Genomic DNA, 17,295 nt, shown 5'->3' with positions numbered 1-17,295 from the left:
ATTGTGATACCGCGCTCACGCTCTTCTGGAGCGTTATCGATTGATGCGAAGTCTTTCGCTTCACCGCCGTACACTTTAGATAGAGTTGTACAGATTGCAGCAGTTAGAGTTGTTTTACCGTGGTCAACGTGGCCGATAGTACCAACGTTAACGTGCGGTTTAGTACGTTCAAATTTTTCTTTAGACACGATCGTGTTCCTTCCTAGTTATGATTCGCCGCGAACATTATTGATCACGACGCGCCAGAATTTGCTATTTTATGCGCCAACGTCCGTCAGCGCAATATTTGGACGTATTGATCTTTAAAAAAGTCTTGCTATTTTTAAAGGTTAATACGATTTATTAGTAACCACGGTCTGCAATGATTTTATCTGCAAAGTTTTTCGGTACTTCAGCGTACTCGTTAAACTCCATAGAATAAGACGCACGGCCTTGAGTTGCAGAACGTAGATCAGTTGCGTAACCAAACATCTCAGATAGTGGCACTTGAGCGCGGATGATCTTAATACCAGCCACACCATCGTCCATACCTTCGATCATGCCGCGACGGCGGTTTAGATCACCAACAACGTCACCCATCCAATCTTCAGGCGTAGTTACTTCAACATTCATCATTGGCTCAAGAAGTACAGGCTGTGCTTCTAATGAACCCTTCTTGAATGCCATCGAGCCAGCGATCTTAAACGCCATCTCGTTAGAGTCAACATCGTGGTAAGAACCATCAAACAGTGTTGCTTTAATGTCTAGAACCGGGTAACCCGCTAGAACACCACTGTTCATTTGCTCTTCGATACCTTTCGCTACCGAACTGATGTATTCCTTAGGAACAACACCACCCACAATTTCGTCAACAAAGACAAAACCTTCACCAGGTTCAGATGGCTCCAGTTTGATCCATACGTGACCATACTGACCACGACCACCAGATTGACGTACAAATTTACCTTCAACTTCCGCGTTACCACGAATCGTCTCTCGGTAAGCAACCTGAGGTTTACCAACATTACAGTCAACGCTGAATTCACGTTTCATGCGGTCAACGATGATATCTAGGTGAAGTTCACCCATACCAGAGATCAGTGTCTGACCTGTTTCGTCATCCGTTTCGACGCGGAAAGACGGGTCTTCTGCGGCTAGTTTACCTAGTGCAATAGCCATCTTTTCTTGATCGGCAACAGAGCGAGGCTCTACCGCGATCTGAATAACTGGGTCAGGGAACTCCATACGTTCCAGAATCACCTTGTGGTTCTGGTCACATAGTGTGTCACCTGTAGTTACGTCTTTCAGGCCGATTGCCGCTGCAATATCACCTGCACGAACTTCTTTAATTTCATCACGCTTGTTTGAGTGCATCTGTACGATGCGACCAAAGCGTTCTTTCTTCTGTTTAACAGAGTTGTAAACAGCATCGCCAGAGTTAACCACACCAGAGTAAACACGCATAAAGGTTAACGTACCTACAAACGGGTCTGTCGCGATTTTGAATGCGAGTGCTGAGAACGGTTCGTTGTCGTCTGCATGACGCTCAACTTCATTGTCGTTGTCATCAACACCTTTGATCGCTGGAACGTCAATTGGCGATGGTAAAAATTCGACTACTGCATCGAGTACTGCTTGAACACCTTTGTTCTTAAACGCACTACCACAAGTGGCCAGTACGATTTCATTGTTTAGTGTACGAGTACGTAATGCTTGCTTGATTTCAGCTTCCGTTAGTTCGCCTTCTTCAAGATACTTATCCATTAGCTCTTCGCTAGCTTCTGCCGCTGACTCAACTAGGTTGTTGTGCCACTCTTCAGCAAGCTCAAGCATGTCCGCTGGAATATCTTCGTAAGTGAAAGTTGTACCTTGGTCAGCTTCACTCCAGTTGATCATCTTCATCTTGATTAGGTCAATCACACCCTTGAAGTCTTCTTCCGCACCAACATTAAGTTGGATAGGGACAGGGTTCGCACCAAGACGGTTTTTGATTTGATCAACAACGCGTAGGAAGTCAGCACCTGCACGGTCCATCTTGTTCACAAATACCATGCGAGGAACGTGGTATTTGTCAGCTTGACGCCATACAGTTTCAGATTGAGGTTCAACACCCGATGAACCACAGAACACTACAACTGCACCATCAAGTACGCGTAGTGAACGCTCTACTTCGATAGTGAAATCTACGTGTCCAGGAGTATCGATAATGTTGATGCGGTGGTCCTGGAATTGAGCTTCCATACCACGCCAGAAAGTGGTCGTAGCCGCAGAGGTGATCGTGATACCACGCTCTTGCTCTTGTTCCATCCAGTCCATGGTAGCAGCACCGTCGTGAACCTCACCGATTTTATGAGAAAGACCAGTGTAGAAAAGAATGCGTTCACTTGTGGTTGTTTTACCTGCGTCTACGTGAGCGACGATACCAATATTGCGGTAACGCTCAATAGGTGTTTTACGAGCCACGATTGAATCCTCTTGAATTAGGGACTATTGCTATTTCTAGTTGCATTTTAGCCTGCTCATGGCAATTTTCACGTGCCCTAGATATAGCAATAGTTCCTAAGCTTGCGCATAGGAACTAGAGTTGCGCCGCGAGGGTTCTCGCGGCACTGAAAGGTATTACCAGCGGTAATGAGCGAATGCTTTGTTCGCTTCTGCCATACGGTGAACGTCTTCACGTTTCTTAACAGCAGTACCTTTGTTCTCAGACGCATCTAGCATTTCAGCAGCTAGGCGTTGAGCCATAGATTTTTCACCACGCTTACGCGCAGCTTCAACTACCCAACGCATAGCAAGTGCGTTACGGCGAACCGGACGTACTTCTACAGGTACTTGGTAAGTTGAACCACCCACGCGACGAGATTTAACCTCTACCGCAGGGCGAACATTTTCAAGAGCTTCTTCAAATACAGCTAAGTGATCTTTACCAGATTTCTCAGCCATTGCATCTAGTGCAGTGTAAACAATTTTCTCTGCAGTAGATTTTTTACCGTCAACCATAAGGATGTTAACGAATTTTGCCAGCAGTTCAGATTTGAACTTTGGATCTGGAAGGATCTTACGCTGACCGATGACGCGACGACGTGGCATGGATTTTCTCCGTTGTCTTCTTCAGGTTATCCAAAACTTTTCAGTTTCTTCAAAAATTAAATTTAATTTAGTGTTTGGCCTTACTTAACGGATACCATTAAGATTTTGGACGCTTCACACCGTACTTAGAACGACCTTGTTTACGGTCGTTAACGCCAGCACAGTCTAGTGCACCGCGAACTGTGTGGTAACGTACACCCGGAAGGTCTTTAACACGACCGCCACGGATTAGAACAACTGAGTGCTCTTGAAGGTTGTGACCTTCACCACCGATGTACGAAGTCACTTCGAAGCCGTTCGTTAGACGAACACGACATACTTTACGAAGTGCTGAGTTAGGTTTTTTAGGTGTAGTAGTGTAAACACGAGTACATACACCACGTTTTTGTGGACACGCTTCTAGTGCAGGCACGTTGCTTTTAACAACCTGCTTTGCACGAGGCTTACGTACCAACTGGTTAATAGTTGCCATTAACTAGCTCCTGATTTACTTGAAAGTAAGCTTTGTGAAAAATCTATCCCTAATCACCAATGGCAATTAGGGACGCAAAATTCTATGCAGCAGTGAGAGGTGTGTCAAGAAATATACGGATCTTTTTTGTTCAACTCAAACCTTCATACCGTAAATGTTCTTCCACACCGATTGAAAAGAGGATAAGGCTAATCCCAAGTCAGAGAAGTTTCCTGTGTCACAGTAAGATCAACAAACCCATCATAGTCGATAACCTCAACTGAAGGGCTGACGCGATTAAGGATACCACGCGCTTCTAAATCACTGCGAAGTGCTGCGATATTGAAGCCTTTTACCATGGGGTATGACCTGTGTTGAGGGTTGAGTGCATAAACGGCATTTTCAATAAACAGTAAGGTGTCACTCTCTTTAGATACTTTTCTCACCTCTTCTACAGCCGCTACGGATTTGACGATGTGTAACATAAGACCTCTAGAATGAAAGTATTTTTCTCGCACTATGTATCTGCGTTTTGAGCTCATCGTCGTCGAGCAATTGAGCATCAATAATCAAATCCGCTTGCGCCAGACCACGCTCAGCCAGAGATTGCGCGCATACATACACTTGCTCTATATCGTAAAGATCGAACAGCTTCAACATAGGTGAATAATCTTTACTCAGGATGTCACTGGTTTGCTGACCGGCAATCAACTGATAAACACCATCCCCTATAAACAGTACGCTAATATCTTCACAATATGTGGATGCGGCTAATAAAGCATCAACACCTTCACGTCCAGATGCACTTCCATGCGGAGCGCTACGAAATAAGTAGGTTAGCTGACTCAAAACTGTACAACCCTATCTTGTGTCAACATGGCTTCCGCCAAACTACCTAAGCCCGCTTGATGGAAGCCATCGGCCAAATTACTTTGGATTAAGTTGTGCTGATTGGATTCATCCTGACTGACAATCCCACGGCGCAGCGCTGCCGCCACACACGTTTCTAACCGCACATTATGCTCTGTAGCTAGAGCTTGCCACGCCTTCACCAAATCAAACTCATCATTAGCAGGGACGCTGAGTGCTGTGCCATTGGTCACGCCATCTTGGTAAAAGAACACACTGACCAATTGATGCCCTTTAGTAATCAGACTGTGTGCAAATAGATAAGCCGTTCTAGCCGACTGACTACCATATACCGGCCCATTGACGACTAAGGTATAGCTCAATGCACTCAACTTTCGTCATCCTCAGTTTTACGCTGACGAATATAAAGATAGACGGTGTGCTTAGAGATATTTAAACGATCTGCGACACGGTTTATTGCGTCTTTAATATCAAAAATTCCTTTGTCGTACAGCTCCATCACAATCTGACGATTTTTGGTATTGTTTGATACTGACTTATCCGCATTGATCTCTTCAATTGTTCGTTCAACCGTCTGATCCACCAGTTCTTCGACATCGCTGGCAAAATTCACTGACGATGCCGCTTGCTTAGCTTCTTCTGTTGGCATGAACGATTGCAGTACCTGAGAAAAAGGCGCATCAAGATTAACGTTGATACATAGCAGGCCGATCACTCGGTTCTCACCATTACGGATCGCAACCGTAATCGACTTCATCAACACGCCACCTTTCGCACGAGTAAAATATGATCGGGAGAAATTACGCTCAGAGCCTTCGATATCTCGCAGCATTTTCAACGCTAGATCAGTGATGGGTGAGCCAACCTGACGACCCGTATTTTCACCATTGGCAATTTTAATGGCTGACGTATTGAGATCTTCCAAAGAATGTAGAACGATTTCACAAAAAGGGCCGATAAGACTGGCGATACCGTCCACCACGGCTTCATACGATCTGAGAATAATTTTATCGTGCTCGCTAAATGGCATCACATTGACAGATTCCATTTCGAGCAACATATCCGTGTTAACTGTGTCTGTAGTTGTCACTTTTTAAGCCTTCGAGCGAAAAATCAACAAATTGGTGTAAGTTTATCAGAAATTTTGAATTGAACATCTAGCAATGCCACTATCTAGTGATTTAGAACAAACTATTCACGCGATACAGCGCCAAAAAATGAAAAAAGGCCTGATTTTCATCAGACCTTTGGGTTTATTTCAGAGGGAAGTGGCTTATTGAACCGCTTGCTCACCTTCACCGTTATCGATTTTCAGTAATTCAACTTCGAAGACCAGTGTCGAGTTAGCAGGAATACTTGGCGTGTCTTGCTCACCATATGCTAGCTCTGGCGGAATAACGAATTTGAATTTAGAGCCAACAGGCATCAGCTGCACACCTTCCGTCCAACCTGAAATAACACGGTTCAGTGGGAAAGTCGCAGGTTCACCACGGTCGTATGAACTATCAAACTGAGTACCGTCGATTAAAGTGCCTTTATAATGGACTTGTACAGTATCAGTATCTTTAGGCTGGTCACCTTCGGCAGGAGTCATGACTTGATACAGTAGGCCAGATTCTGTCTTCTTCACGCCTTCTTGCTTTTCAAAGTCAGCACGGAAGTCATCGCCTGCTTTCTTCGCTTCAGCTGCTTTTTCTACAGCTTGCTTTTGCATTGTTTCAGCAACACGCTTGTCTAGCGATTCAAGTGCTGCGCGTGTTTCTTCTTCATTTAGCTCAGGGCTACCCGCAAACACATGTTCAATGCCTTTCAATACAAGGTCTTTATCTAGATTGATACCAATCTCGTTTGGCTTATCTAGACTAGTGTTTAGATAGTTTGCGAATGATACGCCAATTGCGTAAGCCGCTTTTTCATCGTCGGTTTTAAAGTGAACCGTTTTACCGGCTTCTGCTTGCACTTGTTCAGCTGCTGGTGCAGCCTCTGTTTTAACTTCTTCTTCTTTCTGACAGCCAACCGCCAACATTACTGTTGCTGCAAGCAGTGACACCTTAAAAATAGATTTCATTGAATTCTCCAATTAATGGCTAACCATTTGTCTTTGCGCACAAATCTTTAATTTCGACTGGTGCTTATAAGCATGTTGTACCACTATAACCAATATGCGTTTTAATTAAACGTTAACTAAAGCGGATCTTTGTATTTAATGCGAACTATTTTTCATACTCTATTACTTACGTTTGTCATCACAACGTTAAATGGTTGCTTTTTCTCCACGCAAGATGATCAACGTTGGGTTATAGAGCCCCTAGGAACAACTAGCTTCGCCTTAAGCCGAGATGCCCGCTTCGCCCTATTGTACTCCAAAGAGCATCAACTAGTACTGTGGGATCTCTATGAAAGCCAGCAGCTTGCCTCATTAGGTGAACAAGATCCTCAAGCGAGTACCGTTTCTCGAATCCGTATCTCAGATAATGGCCGATTTGCCGTCACCGCAACACAAATAAACTTTGCTGTTTGGGATTTGGCTTGGACCCAAGCTCAAGGGCTATGGTCGATATCTGACGGACTGATTCGTGACGTTGATATTGCTAGTAACGGCGAACAAGTACTGCTTGGTTTATCGAATGGCAAAGCCATTTACGTCAACTTAGTCACCGGAAGACGACTAGAGTTCCTTGCCCACAATGAAAAAGTCAATTCCGTGGCACTTTCACCCAATGGTCGTTTTGCGTTATCTGGTGGCAATGATTACACCGCCTACTTATGGGATACCCGTACAGGTCAGATTCTCAAAAGCTTCGAACACGAGCAACGAATTAATCGCGTTGCCTTACAAAGAGATGGTCTTTATGCCTTTACGTCCGATGGTGGAAACCAAGCAATTATTTGGAACCTACGTACTGGGGAGAAATTATCGCAGCTGCGAAGCTTTTCGCGTCAATTGATCTTTTCTACAGCCCGCTTTTCAGATGATGGCCAATACTTAGTGACAGGAACACCTTCAAGCCGAATTATGGTCTGGGAAACCAATACAGGCAAACGTGTCGATGGATTTGAAGCTGAGCCGTTAAAAGATACTCGCCCTCCACGCGCAGTGGTGTATGATGCAGCCTTTGACAACCAGAATCGAGTAATATCGGGCACATCCGCAGGAATAGCCCAAGCTTGGAATGTGGACGACTAATCATGACCGAAAAGCGTGTAGCAGAACTAGAAAACCGTATCAATGACATGGAGTGCCAATTGGCGTTTCAAGAGCAAACCATTGATTCACTTAACGATGCATTGAGCCAACAACAGTTGCTGATCACAAAAATGCAAGATCAGATGAAGTACGTAGTGGGTAAAGTCAAGAATATGGACACTTCAAATATGGCCGATCCATCCGAAGAAACTCCACCACCTCATTACTAACTGAACACGTAAGCAATAACAGCGCCTGCAACCACTAGACACCCACCAATACGCCTCAATTGATTGTTCGGCTGTTCACTCAATTTCGCAACCATGTTTCGCCAACCATTCGGGGCAATTAAAGGCCCGATTCCTTCAACAATTAACACCAGACCAAGCGCCATCCAAAGTGAGTTTGACATCATGATTCCCTCGAAAAAATAAAGGCTCCGTGAAGGAGCCTTTGCTATTTATAAATTTGAGCTTATTTTGCTGGAGCGCCTGCTGAGTTGTTCATGTACTGGAAGAACTCACTCTTAGGATCTAACACCAAAATATCACTCTTCTCACTGAATGATTCCTCGTACGCTTTTAGTGAACGTAGGAAACTGTAAAACTCAGGAGCTTTGTTGTACGCTTCAGAATAAACCTTCGCAGCTTCTGCATCCGCTGCACCTCGTGTCACACGAGCTGTTTTGTCTGCTTCAGCCAAAATGGTCGCCACTTCAAGTTCAGCTTGAGCGCGAATAATTTCAGCTTGCTCACGACCTTGAGAACGGAATTGCCTTGCAACCGACTCACGTTCAGCTCTCATACGATCGTATATTGACTTACTAATGCTGTCCGGAAGGTTAATTTTCTTCATGCGGAAGTCGAAGACATGAATACCTAAATCTTCCATGGCATCTTTACGCGTATCATTAAGTACATTTTTCATAATGATATCGCGCTCACCATCAACTTCTAAGGCCTCTTTTGCTGCTTTAGTCGTTACAACTTCACTATCAGCGCTATCCGGTAAGACATCATCATTGCGCGGGCCTGAAACAATCTGCTTAATTTCACGCGAACCAATTTCAGAACGAAGTACATCGGTCACTTTACGACTCAAAAGAGCTTGTGCCGTTGATGAATTACCGCCACCGGTGGCAAGATAATACTGACCGAAGTCTTCGATACGCCATTTCACGTAGGAATCAATGATTACGTCTTTTTTCTCGGACGTAACGAAACGATCCGAACGGCCATCCATAGTTTGGATACGTGCATCTAATGTTCTTACACGATCAAACAATGGCATCTTGAAATGTAAGCCCGGTTCATAAATTCGTGCAATCTCATTGTTGTCTTTCAACACACGACCGAAGCGAATGACGATACCGCGCTCACCTTCAGGGATGACAAATAGCGACATCAGCATCAAAACCAGTGCGACGACTAGTACAGGGATCATTAACTTACGCATTCTTAATATCTCCCTTGACGTGAACCCGTTGAACGAGATTGTGAATCTGAGGTTGTCTCTGTGCGTTGAGGCTCAAGTTCGATTTGATCATACGAAGAAGATTTCGATTTACGATTAGTTTGTGCTTTACCTTCTTGACCAGCCAGTTTATCGATCGGCAAGTATAGAAGGTTACCACTCGACTCTGAGTCAATCAGGACTTTAGAAGTATTGGAGTAGACTTGCTCCATAGTATCTAAGTACAGACGATTACGGGTAACCTCAGGAGCTGCTTGATACTCTGGTAGCAGTTTTTCGAACTGAGCAACTTCACCTAAGGCGGCATTCGTGACTCGCTCACTATAACCCTGCGCTTCTTTTAGCAGTCGCTCTGCACGGCCTTTAGCTTTAGGGATAATATCGTTTTGATATGCTTCCGCTTCACGCTTAAATCGCTGTGCGTCTTCTCGAGATGCCGTGGCATCATCGAAAGCAGCTTTAACCTCTTCCGGTGGACGAGCATCTTCAAAGTTAACTGCGACCACTTCGATACCCATATCATAGCTAGCGACAATATCTTCGAGTGTTGTCTGCGTGTTTTGACGAATCGACAAACGACCACTGGTCAAAATGCTGTCCATCAAAGAGTCACCAATTACAGCACGTAGCGCAGAATCTGTCGCTTGGCGTAAGCTGTCATCAGCGTTGGTCACGCGGAATAGGTATTTATACGGGTCAGCAACACGGTACTGAACATCCATAGCAACGGTCACAACATTTTCATCTTTCGTCAACATAAGACCAGATGAACGTAGCGAGCGGATTGCCTGTACGTTAACAGGGGTTACTTCATCAATGAAGCGAGGACGCCAGTTCAGACCAGGATCGACGATGCGATCGTATTTACCCAGTCGTAGAACGACACCACGCTCAGCTTCACCGATGGTGTAAAAGCCAGCGAAGAACCAGATTGCTATCGCGATTACTGCAATGACACCAAAACCTAGTGCACCGCCGCCACCGCCGATAGAAGATCCTTTGCCTCCTTTTCCACCACCAAACTTTCCACCCAGTTTCTGACTCAGTTTATTAAATACTTCGTCTAAGTCTGGCGGTCCTTGATCACGGCCACCTTTGTTACCACGATTATTACTCCCCCAAGGGTCGTTATCGCGGCCATTGTTGCCGTTGTTATTACCAGGCTCATTCCACGCCATTAGAAAGCTCCATCATTTGATATGACGTTATACTGTAGCAGTCATTTAAGTAACTATAAAGTCACGTAAAACTGCCCCTTCTCTTTTTTCAAGTCTAGACCAATCCACTTGCTGCATGCGAACATCAATCAACAAGTTACCATCCTGATCATACTCTTCTCGTTGAATACATTTCATTTGGAAGAATGTACTACGAATACGCCCCTGATGTTGTGGCGGAATTCGCAATTGATACTGAACCATTTGACTGGCTAAACGCTCAGTCAGGGCTTCAAATAGCAGTTCAATACCAATGCCTTCCATTGCCGAAACCCAAACGGCACGAGGAATACCTTCTTCGTCCCTTTCAATGCGAGGTTTCTGATCTTCGAGATTGTCAATTTTGTTCATCACTAGAAGAGCCGACACCTCATGGGCATCAATCTCTTCAAGCACTTCATGAACAGCCTGAATATTCTCACGAAAACGCTCATCACTGGCATCGACAACATGTAACAAAATGTCAGCTTCCTGCGTTTCTTGCAGGGTTGCTTTGAAAGCAGCAACCAGATCATGGGGTAAATGTCGGATGAACCCAACCGTGTCAGCTAAAATGGCTGTCCCCACATCCGCAAGCTCAATCTTTCTCAACGTTGGATCCAAAGTGGCAAACAGCTGGTCAGCTGCATATACGCCCGCTTCAGTAATGCGGTTAAACATGGTGGATTTACCCGCGTTGGTATAACCAACCAGAGAAATCGTTGGGATTTCCGCTCGATTTCTGGCTCGGCGACCTTGTTCACGCTGTTTTGCCACCTTTTCCAAGCGTCGCAAAATAGCCTTTATACGATCACGCAATAAACGTCGGTCAGTTTCTAGCTGAGTTTCACCTGGACCACGTAAACCAATACCACCTTTTTGTCGTTCAAGGTGCGTCCAACCACGAATAAGTCGAGTAGAAATATGACGAAGTTGAGCAAGCTCAACTTGTAATTTACCTTCATGTGTTCGGGCGCGTTGGGCAAAAATATCTAAGATAAGACCGGTGCGATCAAGGACTCGACATTTACACAACGATTCTAGGTTACGTTCTTGGGCAGGAGAGAGGGCGTGATTGAATATCACTATATCAGCGCCAGCAAGTTGCACCGCTTGGGCAATTTCCTGAGCTTTACCCTCTCCGACATAGTATTTAGGGTGTGGTGACTGGCGACTGCCGGTTACAACTTGTAACGATGAGACTCCAGCCGAAGATACCAGCATTTCAAATTCACTGAGATCTTCCCACTCCCCTTCTTGCGTGAAGTTGATATGAACAAGTACGGCTCGCTCACCGGCTTCATAACGGTCAAACAAGCAATCAACTCCTTAAAATAATACTAATTTTCTTTTTCAGAGAATTAATCTTCTGATTTCTCTTGCTGACGCTCGCCGCCCTGAGGACGCTCACCGCTGTGGTGGCTAACTGGACGAGCAGGAACAACTGTCGAGATAGCATGTTTATATACCATCTGATTTACTGTATTTTTCAGCAAGATCACAAATTGATCGAAAGATTCAATCTGACCTTGAAGTTTAATTCCATTTACTAGGTAGATTGATACTGGGATACGTTCACGACGTAATGCATTTAAGAATGGGTCTTGAAGAGATTGCCCCTTAGCCATTTTATTTTCCTTATTTTGTAATTTTGTTCTAGTTATTTAGCTAGTGGTGCACTGAAAAAACTAGGTGCGCCTTTGCATCTGAGCTAAACGAATAAAAAACACCCTGTCGTTACCTGTTATGACGGCTTTGCTAGCAAATTTCAAGTAACAGATCCTTTACAGAGCACATTCACGCAAAAGCGATCACATTATACACGGCTAAAACCTTCAGACGCTATGGCATTTGATACGGTTTCTAGAGCCTGTTCTATGTTTTCGCTATCTAACCAAGTTAAATCATCCCAGCTGCGCAACCAGGTGATTTGTCGCTTGGCCAACTGGCGGGTCGCACAGATACCTTTAAAAATGGCATCTTCAAGTGTGCAATTCCCATCCAAATAGTCCCACATTTGCCGATAACCGACACAACGAATAGAAGGAAGATCAGTGTGAAGATCGTCTCGGGCGTACAGCCCTCGCATCTCCTGTTCAAACCCTGCTTCTATCATTTTGTCGAATCTCAACTCAATTCGGCGGTGGAGTTCTGCCCTTTCCTTGGGAGCTATCGCGAACTGTTTCACTCTAAACGGCAGGCTTTCACCTTTCGTTTGAGTTAGTTCAGTAAGAGTTTTACCTGAAATTCGATAAACTTCCAATGCCCTAGACAATCTTTGAGGATCATTTCGGTGGATTCGTTCAGCGGAAACAGGATCGATCTCTTTCAGTTGATCGTGCAGTACGTCCCAGCCATGAGTCAATGCCTCCTGCTCAATTTGCTGGCGTATTTCAGAGTTTGCAGCCGGAAGAGGTGATAAACCTTCCAGTAGTGCTTTGTAGTAGAGCATAGTGCCCCCTACCAGCAATGGAATTTTTCCTTGCTCAACAATGTGATGCATTTCATTTAATGCATCACGACGAAAATCGGCTGCTGAGTAAGCTTCACTTGGATCAAGAATATCAATCAGTCGATGTGGAGCCTGTGCTTGCTCTTGTCCATCTGGCTTCGCGGTGCCTATATCCATCCCTTTGTAAATCAAAGCAGAATCAACAGAAATAATCTCTACTGGATATTTTCTCCGCAAGCGGATAGCTAGGTCGGTTTTGCCAGAGGCGGTTGGCCCCATTAAAAAAAGAGCCAAAGGTAGTTCATTCTTCATAACTTCATCGCTGCAATCGTTGCAGAAAAATCAACAGGATACACAAAGCTGCGGTCATCCAAAGGGAGGTTACCTTGCCACAACTGCTCTATCTCAGCGATGACTTGTATCGCCTCCGACAAAGTGTAGTCGTTTTTTACCTGTGTGACGTGGTTCGTTAGCCAATCAGAGAGCTGCAATCTCTGCCCACTCTCTGACGTCAAAGCGGCGTAAGATAACAGATCTGGTATCAATTGTTGCAAGTTTTGCTGACGAAGTGGTTGAGGTACCCCCATCACCATCAACGCAGATGCATGACGACTTTTCAGCTCTATACCAAACTGGAGTAATGCTTCTTGGTGAATCTGAGCGGCATCAATCTGTACTGTGCTGAGCTTCAATGACAAAGGGACCAACAGCGGCTGGCTTTTTAGTCCACCGCCAGTGGTCGATAACTGCCCTTTAATACGCAACCATTCCGCTTTCGCCAGTGAAACTAATCTCGCCCCCTGTTTATCTCCCATCAGCACATATTGTCCTTGAGTCACACAAATCGCTTTGCCCAGCGCGTCAATGGATTGAGAAGCCTGATCGGATGTTAAACATGAACGATCAACCTCCGCATCCAATTCGATGCATGGACTGGTTTGAGGGAGATGAGGAGTTGTTAATAACTCCTTATATGCTTTGACTTCCTGCTTGCTTGGCGCAGGTTCTCCGTATCTTTCTTCGGATGCAACCTTAGGCTTAGAGGACGAGCGTGATTCAACCCAGTCACCTCTTGGAATCGATTCTCTCACCTGTTGAGCCTGACGTTTTTCTTGATAGTCTTGCTGCCCAGGATAAGCCGGTACTTTCTCTATTGCTTGATAGACAGCCTCAGGCACATCATGGCTGACAGAGTCAGCAGGTGCTGAACTTTCTGCCTGTGTTTGCGTATCCTTTTCTGTGTGGAAAGCGGATGCATTGATTTCAGGTTTATCAATGTGGGCACTTTGTACTAGAGCGTCACTGAGTGCCTGATAAATAAAATCGTGAACCAAGCGAGCTTGATGAAAACGAACCTCGTGTTTTGCCGGGTGAACATTGACATCCACTTGGTGTGGGTCGATTTCAATAAATAACACATAAGTCGCAAACTGATCTGGCCGTAGACTGCTTTCATAACTTTGACGAATTGCGTGATTGATCAATTTATCACGCATCATACGCCCATTCACATAGCAATACTGCAGATCACTTTGTTGACGAGCACCTTCCGGTGTTGTGATCCAGCCATGTAACTTTAGCCCCTGATGTTCGAGTTCGATTTTCAACATATTACGCACGAACGGGTTACCACACACAGCTGCAATGCGTTTTTCTTCTTGGAGCTGAGTCTTCGCCGCTCGGTACTGTTTAATCACCTTGCCGTTGTGTCGCAAATTGATCGTGACATCAAACCGACTCAAGGCAATTCGCTTTAGCAGCTCATCGATATGAGTGAATTCAGTCTTTTCCGTGCGAAGAAATTTACGTCGTGCCGGCGTATTAAAAAACAAATCCAAGACTTCAACAGAGGTGCCAATAGGGTGTGCTGTGGGTTGCAACTTGACCGCCATCTCACGGCCTTCACTGTAAGCAGACCAAGCTTGATCTTGTGTCGCTGGACGCGAAGTCAGAGTAAGACGAGAAACTGAACTAATACTGGCCAGTGCTTCACCGCGAAAGCCTAGGCTCATGATCGCTTCCAGATCGTCCAAAGTGTGGATCTTTGATGTGGCGTGACGACTCAGTGCTAGTCCAAGTTCATCTTTAATGATCCCTTTACCGTTATCACGCACACGAATGAGCTTAGCACCACCTTTTTCGATATCAACATCAATTCGGGTCGCGCCAGAGTCTAAACTATTTTCAACCAGCTCTTTGACCACAGAAGCCGGCCTCTCAACCACTTCCCCTGCCGCAATTTGGTTAGCCAGCCGCGCTGGAAGAATCTTAATCGTCATACCAATAGCTACTTATTCGGAATCACCAAAACTTGCCCTATCGCCAATTCGTCCGAACGCAAGTTATTTGCCTTACGGATCGCACCGACACTGACATCGTATTGGCTGGCAATTTTGCCTAAGAACTCACCCCGCTTCACCTTATGCTTGCGCAGCGGCTGATCTTTCAAACTCACTGTAATGCGTAGCTTTTGGCCAAGTTTAAGTGTATCCGAGCGCAATTTATTTTCTCGTTTAATATGGGCAACTGAGACTTTATATCGCTCAGCAATCTTACCGAGATATTCCCCACTCTGAACCACGTGCGTGATGGTCTTAGTTTCCACAGGGTTCATCACTTTAGGTACAGGCACTGCGCCTTTGGAGCCAGGAATGGTCAATACCTGGCCAATCGCTAAACCAGAGCTTTTCAGCTTATTGGACTGCATAATGGCCTTTGTCGTTGTACCGTACTTCTTAGCAATCACAGAAAGGGACTCACCTCGTTTCACTTTATGCTTGATCGTCTTCCCTCGGTTCGCAAACAAAGTCCCCTCAGGAGGGTTAGCTTCGAAGTATTCGACAATCGCTTTCGTCAACGCTCTGGCCAATTTATCTTGATGGCTACGCTGGAAGAGCAATTGTTCTTCGGTTGGGTTCGTAATAAAACCGGTTTCAACAAGCACTGAAGGAATATCAGGAGACTTCAACACCGCAAGGCTTGCATTCACTGGCTGTTTTTTATGTAGCCTTATCCCCGCACGGTTCATCTGTTTTAGGATCTTTGTCGCCAGTTTATAGCCTTCTTTTTGTGAATGACTAAACTGCAAATCTAACAATGTCTGGCTGATATTTCTGTCTCTGGTGTTTTTCGAAAGAACTTCTCCCGCTCCGCCTAATAATTGAGACTGTTCTTCATGGTTTTCTACCCAACGTGCAATTTCTGAATTCGCACGGCGGGTATTCAGAACAAATACAGATCCCCCACGAGGTTGAGGGCTACGGAAACCATCAGCATGAATTGATACCAATAAGTGCGCTTTATTACCACGTGCAATCTCGGAGCGTTTATTGAGATTGACAAAATAATCCCCGCGACGAGTCAAAACAGCCTTCATTCCTGGAACAGCATTAATCTGAGCAGCAATTTTCTTAGAAATCGCCAAAGTGGCGTGCTTTTCATACTTGCGACTTGGGCCAATAGAGCCTGGATCTTCACCACCATGACCAGCATCAATGGCGACCACGATGTCCGCAGTGCCTAATAACTGGGAAGCATCTCGATTCACTTGGGGTGAAGAGTTAGACGAAACCTTGGCGGAAGAGGTAGTGGAAGTGCCATGCGGCAGATCAATCACGAGTCGATGACCATACTGTCCACCAGGAGTGGGCGCTAACTTAAATAAGCGCGGTGCCACTTTACGCTTGAGTTCAAACACCAAACGATAAGTGCCCTTTTGTGGGGGTGAACTTTTACGTACTTTCTTCAATACAGGGCTTTCCGACACATTGATCGGCAATTTGGTATTAAGCGAAGTTCGCGGAAGATCGACAACCAAACGTTCTGGGCTGCTAAGCGTAAAATAGCTGTATTCGGCTTCGGAAGCCAAGTCGATTACGACACGGGTTTCATCTGGAGAAGGCCAAACACGTATGCTTTCCAGAGCATTTGCCCACACGCGTATGGGCAAAAGAAACAGAACGGAAAGAAAAGAAACAGAGACAGCTCGAACAAATTTACTGATTATCATAACTCCAACTGCTCAAGTAATTTAGAACCATAACTATTATTGGCGGTGAGATCGACCACACGCGCTTCGCCGTCATAGCGCAGTTCAATATCTAAATCAGCACAAGGCAGTAAACCTTGGCCTTTCTCTGGCCACTCAACTAAGCAGATTGCATCAGGAGTAAAGTAATCTCGGATTCCCATAAACTCGAGTTCTTCTGGGTCAGCTAAGCGATACAGATCAAAGTGATACACCTGCCATTGGTCCAACTGGTACGGTTCAACCAATGTATAAGTTGGACTTTTTACATTGCCCTGATGACCCAGTGCACGTACAAACCCACGACTGAACGTCGTTTTACCCGCCCCCAAATCACCATGCAAATAGATGGTCGTTTGTTGAGAGCATAGGTTTGCCAAGACTGTCCCTAATTGAATCGTTGCGTGTTCATCTTTAAGGGCAAAATGTTTCGTGGTCATGAAGATCAATCTCTAGTGGGTGACTATATAAAAATCAAAAGAACAGGAATAGTAAACTGGGTTGGAATTGAGAGACAAGGTCTGTTGTGTAAGTAAAAGCCAAATTCCTGTAATTCTGCCAAGACTTCTT

General features: G+C 45.1%; 20 protein-coding genes. 2 read left to right on the top strand and 18 right to left on the bottom strand.

Translation table 11 applies throughout. The annotated features are described in order from the left end of the window. The 9 genes from L1D31_RS16015 to fkpA all read right to left on the bottom strand — a co-directional run. Positions 1-188, bottom strand: a 188-nt coding sequence (locus tag L1D31_RS16015; protein WP_239838078.1) for a GTP-binding protein, incomplete at its 3' end; no start/stop codon positions are given. 154 nt (positions 189-342) lie between these two features. After that, entirely contained in the window at positions 343-2,442 is a 2,100-nt protein-coding gene (gene fusA, locus L1D31_RS16010) for an elongation factor G (RefSeq protein WP_006957064.1), read from the bottom strand. 156 nt (positions 2,443-2,598) lie between these two features. Next, positions 2,599-3,069 (bottom strand): 30S ribosomal protein S7, encoded by a 471-nt coding sequence (gene rpsG, locus L1D31_RS16005; RefSeq protein ID WP_006957063.1) that lies wholly within the window; start codon positions 3,067-3,069, stop codon positions 2,599-2,601. Positions 3,070-3,166: 97 nt separating this feature from the next. Further along, positions 3,167-3,541 carry a 30S ribosomal protein S12 gene (rpsL, locus tag L1D31_RS16000; protein WP_004399892.1) on the bottom strand — a complete coding sequence of 125 codons (375 nt, stop codon included), beginning with the start codon at positions 3,539-3,541 and terminating at the stop codon, positions 3,167-3,169. Positions 3,542-3,729: 188 nt separating this feature from the next. After that, complete coding sequence (gene tusB, locus L1D31_RS15995) at positions 3,730-4,005, bottom strand: sulfurtransferase complex subunit TusB (RefSeq protein ID WP_239838077.1); 276 nt, start codon at positions 4,003-4,005, stop codon at positions 3,730-3,732. Positions 4,006-4,012: 7 nt separating this feature from the next. Next, positions 4,013-4,369: a sulfurtransferase complex subunit TusC gene (gene tusC / locus L1D31_RS15990; RefSeq protein ID WP_239838076.1), complete on the bottom strand. Its 357-nt coding sequence runs from the start codon at positions 4,367-4,369 to the stop codon at positions 4,013-4,015. After that, entirely contained in the window at positions 4,366-4,761 is a 396-nt protein-coding gene (gene tusD, locus L1D31_RS15985; protein ID WP_239838075.1) for a sulfurtransferase complex subunit TusD, read from the bottom strand. The genes tusC and tusD overlap by 4 nt, the downstream gene beginning before the upstream one ends. Continuing rightward, entirely contained in the window at positions 4,758-5,480 is a 723-nt protein-coding gene (locus tag L1D31_RS15980; RefSeq protein WP_019275011.1) for a transcriptional regulator, read from the bottom strand. Before L1D31_RS15980 ends, tusD begins: the two co-directional genes overlap by 4 nt. Positions 5,481-5,663: 183 nt before the next feature. Beyond that, on the bottom strand, positions 5,664-6,458 hold the full coding sequence (gene fkpA / locus L1D31_RS15975) for an FKBP-type peptidyl-prolyl cis-trans isomerase (protein ID WP_239838074.1): 795 nt from the start codon (positions 6,456-6,458) through the stop codon (positions 5,664-5,666). Between the two features lie 138 nt (positions 6,459-6,596). Between fkpA and L1D31_RS15970 the strand changes: the two genes are divergently transcribed. After that, positions 6,597-7,577 (top strand): hypothetical protein, encoded by a 981-nt coding sequence (locus L1D31_RS15970; RefSeq protein WP_239838073.1) that lies wholly within the window; start codon positions 6,597-6,599, stop codon positions 7,575-7,577. Positions 7,578-7,579: 2 nt separating this feature from the next. Next, the gene (locus L1D31_RS15965) at positions 7,580-7,807 is read left to right on the top strand and encodes a SlyX family protein (RefSeq protein ID WP_239838072.1); all 228 of its coding nucleotides are present in this window, start codon (positions 7,580-7,582) and stop codon (positions 7,805-7,807) included. On the opposite strand, the gene L1D31_RS15960 is transcribed toward L1D31_RS15965, so the two are convergent. The 9 genes from L1D31_RS15960 to tsaE form a co-directional block, all read right to left on the bottom strand. Beyond that, a complete protein-coding gene (locus L1D31_RS15960) occupies positions 7,804-7,989 on the bottom strand; it encodes a DUF2065 domain-containing protein (protein ID WP_239838084.1) in 186 nt (61 codons plus the stop codon). The two genes, L1D31_RS15965 and L1D31_RS15960, sit on opposite strands and share 4 nt — an antisense overlap. A gap of 62 nt (positions 7,990-8,051) precedes the next feature. Continuing rightward, positions 8,052-9,032: a protease modulator HflC gene (gene hflC, locus L1D31_RS15955; RefSeq protein WP_239838071.1), complete on the bottom strand. Its 981-nt coding sequence runs from the start codon at positions 9,030-9,032 to the stop codon at positions 8,052-8,054. A gap of 2 nt (positions 9,033-9,034) precedes the next feature. Continuing rightward, positions 9,035-10,228 (bottom strand): FtsH protease activity modulator HflK, encoded by a 1,194-nt coding sequence (hflK, locus tag L1D31_RS15950; RefSeq protein ID WP_239838070.1) that lies wholly within the window; start codon positions 10,226-10,228, stop codon positions 9,035-9,037. Between the two features lie 45 nt (positions 10,229-10,273). Continuing rightward, positions 10,274-11,563: a ribosome rescue GTPase HflX gene (gene hflX / locus L1D31_RS15945; protein WP_239838069.1), complete on the bottom strand. Its 1,290-nt coding sequence runs from the start codon at positions 11,561-11,563 to the stop codon at positions 10,274-10,276. Positions 11,564-11,607: 44 nt separating this feature from the next. Then, entirely contained in the window at positions 11,608-11,874 is a 267-nt protein-coding gene (gene hfq / locus L1D31_RS15940; RefSeq protein WP_006957051.1) for an RNA chaperone Hfq, read from the bottom strand. A gap of 188 nt (positions 11,875-12,062) precedes the next feature. Next, positions 12,063-13,010 carry a tRNA (adenosine(37)-N6)-dimethylallyltransferase MiaA gene (gene miaA, locus L1D31_RS15935; RefSeq protein ID WP_239838068.1) on the bottom strand — a complete coding sequence of 316 codons (948 nt, stop codon included), beginning with the start codon at positions 13,008-13,010 and terminating at the stop codon, positions 12,063-12,065. Continuing rightward, positions 13,007-14,977, bottom strand: a complete 1,971-nt coding sequence (gene mutL, locus L1D31_RS15930; protein WP_239838067.1) for a DNA mismatch repair endonuclease MutL — start codon at positions 14,975-14,977, stop codon at positions 13,007-13,009. Before mutL ends, miaA begins: the two co-directional genes overlap by 4 nt. Positions 14,978-14,985: 8 nt before the next feature. Continuing rightward, the gene (locus L1D31_RS15925) at positions 14,986-16,707 is read right to left on the bottom strand and encodes a LysM peptidoglycan-binding domain-containing protein (RefSeq protein WP_239838066.1); all 1,722 of its coding nucleotides are present in this window, start codon (positions 16,705-16,707) and stop codon (positions 14,986-14,988) included. Continuing rightward, positions 16,704-17,165 carry a tRNA (adenosine(37)-N6)-threonylcarbamoyltransferase complex ATPase subunit type 1 TsaE gene (tsaE, locus tag L1D31_RS15920; protein ID WP_239838065.1) on the bottom strand — a complete coding sequence of 154 codons (462 nt, stop codon included), beginning with the start codon at positions 17,163-17,165 and terminating at the stop codon, positions 16,704-16,706. The genes L1D31_RS15925 and tsaE overlap by 4 nt, the downstream gene beginning before the upstream one ends. Between the last annotated feature and the right edge of the window lie 130 nt (positions 17,166-17,295).

This window comes from Vibrio sp. Isolate23 (assembly GCF_022398095.1).
Classification (GTDB): domain Bacteria; phylum Pseudomonadota; class Gammaproteobacteria; order Enterobacterales; family Vibrionaceae; genus Vibrio; species Vibrio coralliilyticus_A.
The sequence above is the reverse complement of the archived record's forward strand: the minus strand, read 5'-3'. Positions and strand labels throughout refer to the sequence as shown.

What these genes read in the sequence shown, in the direction of transcription:
- hflC (WP_239838071.1), bottom strand. Translation starts at nt 9,032, where the DNA reads ATGCGTAAGTTAATGATCCCTGTACTAGTCGTCGCACTGGTTTTGATG.
- mutL (WP_239838067.1), bottom strand. Translation starts at nt 14,977, where the DNA reads ATGACGATTAAGATTCTTCCAGCGCGGCTGGCTAACCAAATTGCGGCA.
- L1D31_RS15970 (WP_239838073.1), top strand. Translation starts at nt 6,597, where the DNA reads ATGCGAACTATTTTTCATACTCTATTACTTACGTTTGTCATCACAACG.
- L1D31_RS15965 (WP_239838072.1), top strand. Translation starts at nt 7,580, where the DNA reads ATGACCGAAAAGCGTGTAGCAGAACTAGAAAACCGTATCAATGACATG.
- L1D31_RS15960 (WP_239838084.1), bottom strand. Translation starts at nt 7,989, where the DNA reads ATGTCAAACTCACTTTGGATGGCGCTTGGTCTGGTGTTAATTGTTGAA.
- tsaE (WP_239838065.1), bottom strand. Translation starts at nt 17,165, where the DNA reads ATGACCACGAAACATTTTGCCCTTAAAGATGAACACGCAACGATTCAA.
- L1D31_RS15925 (WP_239838066.1), bottom strand. Translation starts at nt 16,707, where the DNA reads ATGATAATCAGTAAATTTGTTCGAGCTGTCTCTGTTTCTTTTCTTTCC.
- rpsG (WP_006957063.1), bottom strand. Translation starts at nt 3,069, where the DNA reads ATGCCACGTCGTCGCGTCATCGGTCAGCGTAAGATCCTTCCAGATCCA.
- miaA (WP_239838068.1), bottom strand. Translation starts at nt 13,010, where the DNA reads ATGAAGAATGAACTACCTTTGGCTCTTTTTTTAATGGGGCCAACCGCC.
- hfq (WP_006957051.1), bottom strand. Translation starts at nt 11,874, where the DNA reads ATGGCTAAGGGGCAATCTCTTCAAGACCCATTCTTAAATGCATTACGT.
- hflK (WP_239838070.1), bottom strand. Translation starts at nt 10,228, where the DNA reads ATGGCGTGGAATGAGCCTGGTAATAACAACGGCAACAATGGCCGCGAT.
- fkpA (WP_239838074.1), bottom strand. Translation starts at nt 6,458, where the DNA reads ATGAAATCTATTTTTAAGGTGTCACTGCTTGCAGCAACAGTAATGTTG.
- rpsL (WP_004399892.1), bottom strand. Translation starts at nt 3,541, where the DNA reads ATGGCAACTATTAACCAGTTGGTACGTAAGCCTCGTGCAAAGCAGGTT.
- tusB (WP_239838077.1), bottom strand. Translation starts at nt 4,005, where the DNA reads ATGTTACACATCGTCAAATCCGTAGCGGCTGTAGAAGAGGTGAGAAAA.